General features: G+C 70.0%; 7 protein-coding genes and 1 pseudogene. 7 read left to right on the forward strand and 1 reads right to left on the reverse strand.

What is annotated here, in order from left to right:
- Positions 1 to 29: 29 nt before the first annotated feature.
- From cobG to BM060_RS19490, 7 genes are all read left to right on the forward strand, one after another.
- Entirely contained in the window at positions 30 to 1358 is a 1329-nt protein-coding gene (gene cobG, locus BM060_RS19460) for a precorrin-3B synthase (protein WP_074982068.1), read from the forward strand.
- Positions 1351 to 1977, forward strand: a complete 627-nt coding sequence (locus BM060_RS19465) for a precorrin-8X methylmutase (RefSeq protein WP_009617200.1) — start codon at positions 1351 to 1353, stop codon at positions 1975 to 1977. The genes cobG and BM060_RS19465 overlap by 8 nt, the downstream gene beginning before the upstream one ends.
- Entirely contained in the window at positions 1974 to 2717 is a 744-nt protein-coding gene (locus tag BM060_RS19470) for a precorrin-2 C(20)-methyltransferase (RefSeq protein WP_167858393.1), read from the forward strand. Before BM060_RS19465 ends, BM060_RS19470 begins: the two co-directional genes overlap by 4 nt.
- On the forward strand, positions 2717 to 4360 hold the full coding sequence (gene cobJ / locus BM060_RS19475) for a precorrin-3B C(17)-methyltransferase (protein WP_074982073.1): 1644 nt from the start codon (positions 2717 to 2719) through the stop codon (positions 4358 to 4360). Before BM060_RS19470 ends, cobJ begins: the two co-directional genes overlap by 1 nt.
- A gap of 339 nt (positions 4361 to 4699) precedes the next feature.
- Positions 4700 to 5200 carry a sigma-70 family RNA polymerase sigma factor gene (locus BM060_RS19480; protein ID WP_074982075.1) on the forward strand — a complete coding sequence of 167 codons (501 nt, stop codon included), beginning with the start codon at positions 4700 to 4702 and terminating at the stop codon, positions 5198 to 5200.
- A complete protein-coding gene (locus BM060_RS19485; protein WP_074982077.1) occupies positions 5197 to 6174 on the forward strand; it encodes a FecR domain-containing protein in 978 nt (325 codons plus the stop codon). The genes BM060_RS19480 and BM060_RS19485 overlap by 4 nt, the downstream gene beginning before the upstream one ends.
- A 439-nt stretch (positions 6175 to 6613) precedes the next feature.
- Positions 6614 to 9055 (forward strand): TonB-dependent siderophore receptor, encoded by a 2442-nt coding sequence (locus BM060_RS19490; RefSeq protein ID WP_074982081.1) that lies wholly within the window; start codon positions 6614 to 6616, stop codon positions 9053 to 9055.
- Positions 9056 to 9278: 223 nt separating this feature from the next.
- On the opposite strand, the pseudogene BM060_RS33005 reads toward BM060_RS19490, so the two are convergent.
- Positions 9279 to 9854, reverse strand: a pseudogene (locus BM060_RS33005) (hypothetical protein); the annotation flags it as partial.

The following is a 9854-nucleotide window of genomic DNA, read 5'->3' on the forward strand; positions in this document are numbered from 1 at the left end:
GGTCACCGCGACCCAGCCATGGTGACCCTGTGCCGAATCTGCCGCCCGTCCCCCCTGTCGAAATCCGCCCGTCGCCCTGCCCGGGGCTGCTGCGCGTGGTCGCTTCCGGCGATGGCGGCATCTGCCGCATCAAGCTGCCCGGCGGGCGCCTCGACACCAGTGGCGCCAGGGCCATCGCCCGCGCCGCCGAACGCCATGCCGACGGCGTGCTGGAGGCGACCAACCGCGCCAACCTGCAGATCCGCGGCGTGCACGAAGGCGCCGGCGCGGCGCTGTCCGCCGAGCTGCTGCAGGCCGGGCTGGGCCCGCGGGTGGCCGCCGCCGACGACGTGCGCAACCTGCTGCTCAGCCCCGCCGCCGGCCTCGACCCGGCCCAGGCCCTGGACGTCGCGCCGCTGGCCGCCACGCTGCTCGACCTGCTGCAGGACGAGCCGCGCTTCCACGGCCTGTCGCCCAAGTTCGCCCTGCAGCTGGATGGCGGCGAATCCCTGGCAATGCTCGAACACCCCCACGACATCTGGCTGTCGGCCATGGACGCCGGGCGCTTCGCCTTCGGCCTGGCCGGCTGCCCGCCGCTGCGCGCGCAGGACAGACCCGCACTCGCCGCCGTCGCCCGCGACCAGGTGCCGGCCCTGGTCGAGGCCCTGCTGAACCTGTTCCTCGACCTGGCCGGCGAAGGCGTCTCGCGCATGCGTCAGTTGCTGGCGAAGGTTCCCGCGCAAGACCTGCTGGCGCGCCTCGACCTGCCGCTGCAACACGACGTGGCCGACTGGCGCCGCGCCGCCGTCGAGCCCTTCGCCCACCTGGGCATCCGCCCACAGCGCCAGGGCGGCCTGTACAGCGTCGGCGCAGGCTTCGTCCTCGGCCGGCTGCACAGCGAACTGCTGCGCGAGCTGGCCGACCTCGCCGAACGCGAGGGCGACGGCAGCCTGCGCCTGACGCCCTGGCAGGGCCTGCTGCTGCCCAACGTGCCGGCCGCGCGCGCCAGCGCCGTGCTCGCCGCACTCGACAGCCTGGGCCTGATCGCCTCGGCCGAACAGCCGCTGTCCCGGTTGCTGGCCTGCAGCGGCTCGGCCGGCTGCGCCCGCGGCCTGGCCGACACCAAGGCCGACGCCCTGCGCCTGGCCGAACGCCTGAGCGCGCCGCTGCCCGCCGGCGTGCACCTGTGCGGCTGCCCGCGCTCCTGCGCCGCCGCCCACGTGGCGCCGCTGACCCTGCTGGCCGTCGCCGACGGCCGCTACGACCTCTACCGCCGCGCCCCCGGCCACGCCGGCTTCGGCCAGCCGCTGGCGCGCGACCTGACCCTCGACGCCGCGGCCGACCGGCTGCGCGATCCCGGAGCCCTACCCGATGCTTGACTACATCCGCGACGGCCAGGCGATCTACCGCCAGTCCTTCGCCACCATCCGCGCCGAAGCCGACCTCTCGGCCATTCCCGCTGACCTGGAAAAGCTCGCCGTGCGGGTGATCCACGCCTGCGGCATGGTCGACGTGGTGCAGGACCTGCGCTTCTCCCCCGGCGCCGGCGCCATCGGCCGCGCGGCCCTGGCGGCGGGCGCGCCGATCCTCTGCGACGCGCGCATGGTCGCCGAGGGCATCACCCGCGCACGCCTGCCGGCGGCCAACGAGGTGATCTGCACACTCAACGAAGCGGACGTCCCGGCCCTGGCCCGCGAGCTGGGCAACACCCGCTCGGCGGTGGCCCTGGAGCACTGGCGCGAACACCTGGAAGGCAGCGTGGTGGTGATCGGCAACGCCCCCACCGCGCTGTTCTACCTGCTGGAGATGCTCGACGCCGGCGCGCCGAAACCGGCGCTGATCCTCGGCTTCCCGGTGGGCTTCGTCGGCGCCGCCGAATCCAAGGACCTGCTCGCCGCCGACAGCCGCGGCGTGCCCTACGTCATCGTCCGCGGCCGCCGCGGCGGCAGCGCCATGGCCGCCGCCGCGGTGAACGCCCTGGCCACGGAGGTGGAATGATGACTGGCCGCCTGCTCGGCCTGGGCGTCGGCCCCGGCGACCCCGAGCTGATCACCCTCAAGGCCCTGCGTCTGCTGCAAGCCGCGCCCGTGGTCGCCTACTTCGTGGCCAAGGCCAAGCACCACGCCGGCCACGGCGGCAACGCCTTCGGCATCATCGAGCAGCACCTGGGGGCGAGCCAGGAACGCCTGCCCCTGGTGTACCCGGTGACCACCGAGAAACTGGAACCGCCGCTGACCTACGAGGGCGTCATCAGCGACTTCTACGACACCGCCGCCGAACAGGTCGCCGGCCACCTGGAAGCCGGCCGCGACGTCGCGGTGATCTGCGAGGGCGATCCGTTCTTCTACGGCTCCTACATGTACCTGCACGACCGCCTGGCCGAGCGCTACCCGGCCGAAGTGGTGCCCGGCGTGTGCTCCATGCTGGGCAGCGCGGCGGTGCTCGGCGTGCCGCTGGTGTACCGCAACCAGAGCCTGTCGGTGCTCTCCGGCGTGCTGCCGGAGGACGAGCTGAAGCAGCGCCTGGCGGCCGCCGATGCGGCGGTGGTGATGAAGCTCGGGCGCAACTTCGACAAGGTCCGCCGCGTGCTGCGCGAACTGGGCCGCGACGGCGGCGCGCACTACGTGGAGCGGGCGACCATGCGCGAGCAGCGCATCGTGCCGCTGGACGAGGTGGACCCGATGGCCTCGCCCTACTTCTCCATGGTGGTGATCCCCGGGCAGAGGTGGCGCGGTTGATGAACGCCTCCCCCGCCATCGTCATCCTCGGCGCCAGCGCCCTGGCCACCGCCCGGCGCGTGCAGGCGCTTTATCCACAGGCGCGCATCCACGGCCTGCAGGGCCGCGTCGACGGCGCCGAGGAAAGCTACCAGGACTTCGGCGACACCCTGCGCGCGCTCTACCGCGGCAACACCCCGATCATCGCCCTGTGCGCCGCCGGCATCGTCATCCGCAGCCTGGCCCCGGCGCTGCAGGAAAAGGGCGCGGAACCGCCTGTGCTGGCCGTGGCCGAGGACGGCAGCGCGGTGGTGCCGCTGCTCGGCGGCCTGGCCGGGGTCAACCGCCTGGCCCGGGAAATCGCCGCCGCGCTGGAAGTGGCGCCAGCCATCACCACCAGCGGCGAGCTGCGCTTCGGCACCTGCCTGCTGGAGCCGCCGCCAGGCTACGCCCTGGCCGACATCGAGCAGGGCAAGCGCTTCGTCGCCGACCTGCTGGGTGGAGAAAGCCTGCGCATCGACGGCGACGCCCCCTGGCTGGCCGCAGCGCGCCTGCCGCTGGCCGAGGACGCCCGGCGCAGCGTGCAGGTGACCTGCGAGGCACGCCCGGCGCAACGCGACGAACTGCTGATCCACCCGCGCCAGGTGCTGGCGGAAGTCGCCGCGCCTGTGGACAACCTTGCCGAGCGGGTCCGCCAGGCCTTGCACGCGTCAGGGCTGGCGGAGGCTACCCTGGCCGCGCTGCTCGCTCCGCGCCGGTACATGGCCGATGCGGGCCTTGCCGAGGCCGCCAAGGCGCTCGGCGTGCCTCTGCGTTTCATCGATGCGCAAGCCTTGCCAGTGGCGCAGGAAGGCATCCACCTGCGCCTCGCCGAATCCCCCGAGCAGGCCGCCGGCATCGGCCGCCCACGCGGGCGCCTGAGCGTGATCGGCCTAGGCCCCGGCGCCGCCGAGCACATGACGCCGGCGGTGCGCCGCGCCCTGGACGAAGCCCAGGACCTGCTCGGCTACGAGACCTACGTGAAGATGGCCGAACCACTGCGCGCGGACCAGGTGCGCCACTGCAGCGACAACCGCGAGGAGATGCAGCGCGCCCGCCACGCCTTCGAACTGGCCGCCAGCGGCCGGCGGGTGGTGGTGGTGTCGTCCGGCGACCCGGGCGTGTTCGCCATGGCCGCGGCGGTGGTCGAAGCGCTGCATGAAAGCAGCGATGCCGAGTGGCACAACGTCGAACTGGAAGTGCTGCCCGGCGTCTCCGCCGCCCTGGCCGCCGCGGCCAAGGCCGGCGCGCCGCTGGGCCACGACTTCTGCCTGATCTCGCTGTCGGACAACCTCAAGCCCTGGGAAGTCATCGAAAAGCGCCTGGACCACGCCGGCGCCGCCGACCTGGCCATGGCCTTCTACAACCCCATCTCCAAGGCCCGCCCCTGGCAACTGGGCCGCGCCCTGGAGATCGTCCGCCAACACCGCGCGCCGGAAACCCTGGTGGTGCTCGGCCGCGACATCGGCCGCCCGGCCGAGGCGCTGCGCACGCTCACCCTCGGCGAGCTGCAGCCGGAGATGGTGGACATGCGCACCCTGGTGATCATCGGCTCGTCGCTGACCCGCCGCTTCCCCCGCGCCGGCGGTGGTGATTGGGTGTATACGCCGCGGTGGTACCGCTGAGGATTTCCGTTTCCCGGCTTTTGGCTTTTGGCTTTTGGCTTTCGGCTTTCGGCTTTCGGCTTTCGGCTTTCGGCTTTCGGCTTTCGGCTTTTCGTAGGAGCGAGCTTGCTCGCGAACCCGCTTCGCACCACACCTTCCCCTCGTCATTCCCGCGAACGCGGGAACCCAGAGACTCTGGATCCCCGCGTTCGCGGGAATGACAGGGGAGAGTTGAGGTGCCAGGGAATGTTCGCGAGCAAGCTCGCTCCTACAGGAAGACCCACCCGCGTCCCGCTTGCAAATGGCCAGTGCGTTGATGAAAATGCGACGAATTATCATTCTTCATCTTTCCCGGCGCCCATGGCCTCCTCCACCCTCGACATCGACCAGCTGTACAGCGACCACCACGGCTGGCTGCACGGTTGGCTGCGCAGCCGCCTGGGCAACGCCGCGGATGCCGCCGACCTGGCCCAGGACACCTTCCTGCGCGTGCTGCTCAAGCAGGAGCTGCTGGAGCTGCGCACCCCGCGCGCCTTCCTGCGCACCATCGCCCGTGGCCTGGTGATCGACCACTGGCGCCGCGAGGAGCTGGAGCGCGCCTACCTGGAGTCCATCGCCCACCTGCCGGAGGCGGAAGCGCCCTCGGCGGAAACCCGCGAAATGCTCCTGGAACTGCTGGAAAGCATCGCCCGCCTGCTCGACGGCCTGAATCCCAAGGTGCGCAGCGCCTTCCTGCTGGCCCAGTGCGAGGGCCTGCCCCACGCACAGGTGGCCGAACGGCTCGGGGTTTCCGTGCGCTCGGTGGAGCGCTACGTGGCCGAGGCGCTGTTCCACTGCTACCAGGCGCGCTACGCCGAATGAACGCCGCCGCCGAACTGCAACCCGACGCCCGAGTGGTCAAGCAGGCCATCCAGTGGATGCTGCGCCTCTCCGGCGGCGCCGATCCGGCCGTGCAGGAAGCCTGCGCCCACTGGCGCGCCCAGCGCGCCGAGCACGAACTGGCCTGGCAACGCGTGCAGTCGCTGAACCAGGAACTGCGCAGCGGCCTGCAGAGCGTGCCGGGCAGCCGCGTGGCCCTGGAAACGCTGGAGAAAGGCAGCCAGCGCCTGCAACGGCGCCAAGCCCTGAAACTGCTTTCGGTGGTCGCCCTGGGCGGCTCCGCCCTGTGGCTGAGCCGCGACCTCGGCCCCTGGCAGCGCTGGAGCGCCGACTACGCCAGCGGCATCGGCGAACGCAAGCGCTTCGTCCTGGCCGACGGCAGCAAACTGCAGCTGAACACCGACACCGCCGTCGACGTCTTCTTCGCTCCGCAGCAGCGCCTGCTGGTCCTGCAGCGCGGCGAAATCCTCGTCAGCACCGCCAAGGACCCTGCCCGGCCGCTGCGCGTGCGCAACCGCGACGGCCTGTTCGAAGCCCTGGGCACCCGCTTCGTGCTGCGCCAGAATGCGAGCGACACCCTGCTCAGCGTGCAGCAGGGCGCCGTGGCCATCGCCCCGCGCCGCCTGGGCCAGACCAGCACGGTGGCCGAGGCCGGCCAGCGCTACCTGGTCGATGCCAACGGCGCCACCCCGCTGGCCGCCAGCGGCATGGACAGCAGCGCCTGGGCCGACGGCCTGATCGTCAGCCGCGACATGCGCCTGGCCGACTTCCTCGCCGAGGTCGCCCGCTACCGCCACGGCCACCTCGGCTGCGACCCGCTGGTGGCCGACCTGCGCCTGTCCGGCGTGTTCCGCCTGGACGACACCGACAAACTCCTCGACCTGCTGCCGCGCACCCTGCCGGTACGCGTCATGCGCCGCAGCGACTGGTGGGTGACCATCGAGGCCCGCGCCTGAACCGCACTCCCCTGTACCTGTAGGAGCGAGCTTGCTCGCGAACGGAGTTTCCCGGTCATGCCGGTGCCAGGCATGAGAGCGCCCTCTCCCTAACCCTCTCCCTGAAGGGAGAGGGGACCGTTGGGCAGGGCTGGGTGTTCTGGCGTTAGCCGGCAGCACCGAAGGTTTCCGGCTGAAACCATTCCTCCTCTCGGCACGGACTAGCCCCCTCTCCCTTCAGGGCGGGGCGCGCAGCCGAGGGCTGGGGAGAGGGGACGGAGTCAAACCAAAACATCTAAGCCACCTGGAAACTCCATTCGCGAGCAAGCTCGCTCCTACGAAGAGCCGCATGGGCGCCATCGGAAATTTTCGCGGATGAGAATTATTTTTGTCGGGTTTTCCATCATCGGCCGGCATGGAGATAAACCCTCCCATTTCCCGCCCTGACGGATACCCCTCCATGCGCGCAGTCCCGGCCCGATCTCCCGCCCCGAACTCCCCCGCCAGCCGCCTCTCCATCGCCGTGCGCGGCGCCCTGCTGTGCGCCGCCCTGGGCAGCGCCCTGCCCCTGACGGCCTGGGCCGCCGACGCCGCCAGCGTCACCCGCAGCCGCGCCTACGCCATCCCCGCCGGGCCCCTGGGCGAGGTGCTCAACAGCTTCGCCCGCGAGGCCGGCATCACCCTTTCGGCCACCCCGCAGCAGACCGCCGGGCTGCAGTCCGAAGGGCTCAACGGCACCTACTCGGTGGACCAGGGCCTGGCCCGCCTGCTCGCCGACACCCCGCTGCAGGCCGAAGACCAGGGCGACGGCAGCTACGTGCTGCGCAGCGTCGCGCCCCAGGACGCCCTGGCCCTGCCGGCCACCAGCGTGTTCGCCCTGGGCAACGCGCTGGGCAGCGAGGACGGCTACCTGGCCACCCACAGCCAGATCGCCACCAAGACCTCCAAGGCCCTGCTGGAAACCAGCCAGAGCGTCTCGGTGGTGACCCGCGAGCAGATCCAGGACCAGGGCTCGAAGACCGTGCAGCAGGCGATCCGCTACACCCCCGGCATCTTCACCGGCCAGGTCGGCGCCTCCAACCGCTACGACTACATCGTCATGCGCGGCTTCGCCGACAACAGCGTGGACAACATCTACCTGGACGGCCTCAAGGCCATGGGCGACAGCGGCACCTTCAGCTCGATGCAGGTCGACCCGTACTTCCTCGAGCGCATCGACGTGCTCAAGGGCCCGTCCTCGGTGCTCTACGGCCGCAGCCTGCCCGGCGGCCTGGTGGCGCTGACCAGCAAGAAGCCGCTGTACGAGGACTACCACCAGGTCACCGCCAGCGTCGGCAACATGCAGCAGCGCGAGCTGGGCTTCGACTTCAGCGGCCCGCTGGACGAGGAGAAACGCATCGCCTACCGCGTGGTCGGCCTGGGCAAGGGCGCCGACACTCAGTTCGACCACACCAAGGAAGAGCGCTACGCCATCGCCCCGAGCCTGGCCATCGACTTCAGCGACGACACCACCCTGACCCTCCAGGGCTACCTGCAGCACGACCCCAACGGCGGCTACCACAGCGGCGTGCCGGCCGACGGCGCGCTGCACCACCACAACGGCCGCAAGATCGACCGCGACTTCTTCGACGGCGAGCCGAGCATCGACGACTTCGACCGCACCCAGCGCATGTTCGGCTACCAGCTGGAGCACCGCATCGACGACGTCTGGTCGGCGCGGCAGAACTTCCGCTACCTGGAGTCCGACGTGAGCCTGGCGCAGGTCTACGGCTACGGCTGGACCGCCCCGGACAGCAACGAGCTGACGCGCTACTTCTCCGGCGCCCGCGAGCGCCTGGAGGCCTACATCATCGACAACATGGCCCAGGCCGAATTCGCCACCGGCGCGGCGCAGCACACCCTGCTGATGGGCCTGGACTACCAGCGCCGGCACACCTCGGTGGACTGGTCCTCCGGCTCGGTCGCGCCGCTGGACGCCTTCGACCCGGTCTACGGCAACGACGCCATCAGCTACTACCCCGACGACAACCACACCCGCCGCCTGGAGCAGACCGGCGTCTACGCCCAGGACCTGATCGACCTGGACAACTGGCGCTTCTCCCTGGGCATGCGCCAGGACTGGGTGACGGTGGAAGACAAGAACCGCAGCGCCGGCAGCAAGGCCGACGACGACTGGAAGAAATTCACCGGCCGCGCCGGCGTGCTCTACCTGTTCGACAACGGCATCGCGCCCTACGTCAGCTACTCCGAGTCGTTCAACCCCAACGCCTACTCCGACCAGAACGGCACCCCGCTGGAGCCCACCGAAGGCAAGCAGTGGGAACTGAGCCTGAAGTACCAGCCGCCGGGCAGCGCCAGCCTGTACACCGCCTCGCTGTTCCACATCACCCAGGAGAACGTGGCCACCAAGGAGCCGCAGGACAACTTCTACACCTCGGTGGGCGAGATCCGCTCCCAGGGCCTGGAACTGGAAGCGCACATCCAGGCGACGCAGAACCTCAAGCTGCTGGGCAGCTACACCTACACCGACATCACCTACAGCAAGGCGCTGGACGGCAACCAGGGCCACACCCCGAACCAGGCGCCCAAGCACATGGCCTCGGTGTGGGCCGACTACGCCTTCGACGCCGGCCCGCTGGACGGCCTGAGCATCGGCGGCGGCGCCCGCTACGTCGGCGAGACCTGGGCGGACAAGGAAAACACCCTGCGCGTGCCCGACTACACCCTGGTCGACGCCCGCATCGGCTACGACCTGGGCAAGCTCGGCATGAAGGGCCTGGACGTCAGCCTCAACGCCAACAACCTGCTGGACAAGGACTACGTGGCCTCCTGCTACAACCTCGACTACTGCTACTTCGGCGAGAAACGCAACGTCACCGCCACGGTCAACTACCAGTTCTGAACCCAAGCCGCCCGCCCAGCGGGCGGCCCTTCACCCCAGCCCTCTTCCGCACCCGCCGCATGCCCTCCCCAGGACCGGACGCGCGGGAGAGGGCTGGGGTGAGGGCGGCCATTCCCTCGTAGGAGCGAGCGGATTCCAGGCTGACGGTATCGCCCAGGGAACTTGGTGAAGCAGTATCAGCAACAGGTCGAACTCCCGCTGCTGCTCGGTGGAATGGGGCGTGTCACGTCACAGCCTCTCCCGCCAACTCAGCCTCACGTCGGCGAATGGCTTCGTCCCACTCAGGGGAGCGCTTGGCCCATTGTTCGGGTGGCAGGGGGGCGGACCATTCGACTATGGCGGGGTCGGTCAAATCGGGAGGCGGCGCCAGCTTCCAGGTTTGCAGCATAGCTGCCAAGGGGGTCCCGAAGGCGACAATCGTAAATATCAGCCATAGTGCTTTACCGAACTCCTTGGCGAGTAAGTGCTTTTTTATGCCGGCATAGAACATCCAGATACTTCCCCAGATGGCTCCCCGCCCTCCCAATAGTTTTCGTGTGCCTTCCAGGTCATTTTCCAGCGGCACCGCTTCCGGCCCTATTTCCATATAGCTGCGCATGCACTCCCACAGGCGCATTGCCGTTGTGCCGCCACCACAACTGAATCCCATGCTGCAGTCCCGTTCGCCTTCCTTCGCATTCGGGTCCGGGTTCTTGAAACCCACCACCAGCATGCCTTGGGTGGTCTTGCCATGGCGCCCCACCGAGTCCATGGCAATGGCCTGCGCCACCACGGTTTCCCAGGGCACTATCCAGTAGCT

It is taken from the genome of Pseudomonas citronellolis, assembly GCF_900112375.1.
Lineage (GTDB): Bacteria > Pseudomonadota > Gammaproteobacteria > Pseudomonadales > Pseudomonadaceae > Pseudomonas > Pseudomonas citronellolis.

What these genes read in the sequence shown, in the direction of transcription:
- cobJ (WP_074982073.1), top strand. Translation starts at nt 2,717, where the DNA reads ATGAACGCCTCCCCCGCCATCGTCATCCTCGGCGCCAGCGCCCTGGCC.
- BM060_RS19490 (WP_074982081.1), top strand. Translation starts at nt 6,614, where the DNA reads ATGCGCGCAGTCCCGGCCCGATCTCCCGCCCCGAACTCCCCCGCCAGC.
- BM060_RS19465 (WP_009617200.1), top strand. Translation starts at nt 1,351, where the DNA reads ATGCTTGACTACATCCGCGACGGCCAGGCGATCTACCGCCAGTCCTTC.
- BM060_RS19470 (WP_167858393.1), top strand. Translation starts at nt 1,974, where the DNA reads ATGATGACTGGCCGCCTGCTCGGCCTGGGCGTCGGCCCCGGCGACCCC.
- BM060_RS19485 (WP_074982077.1), top strand. Translation starts at nt 5,197, where the DNA reads ATGAACGCCGCCGCCGAACTGCAACCCGACGCCCGAGTGGTCAAGCAG.
- BM060_RS19480 (WP_074982075.1), top strand. Translation starts at nt 4,700, where the DNA reads ATGGCCTCCTCCACCCTCGACATCGACCAGCTGTACAGCGACCACCAC.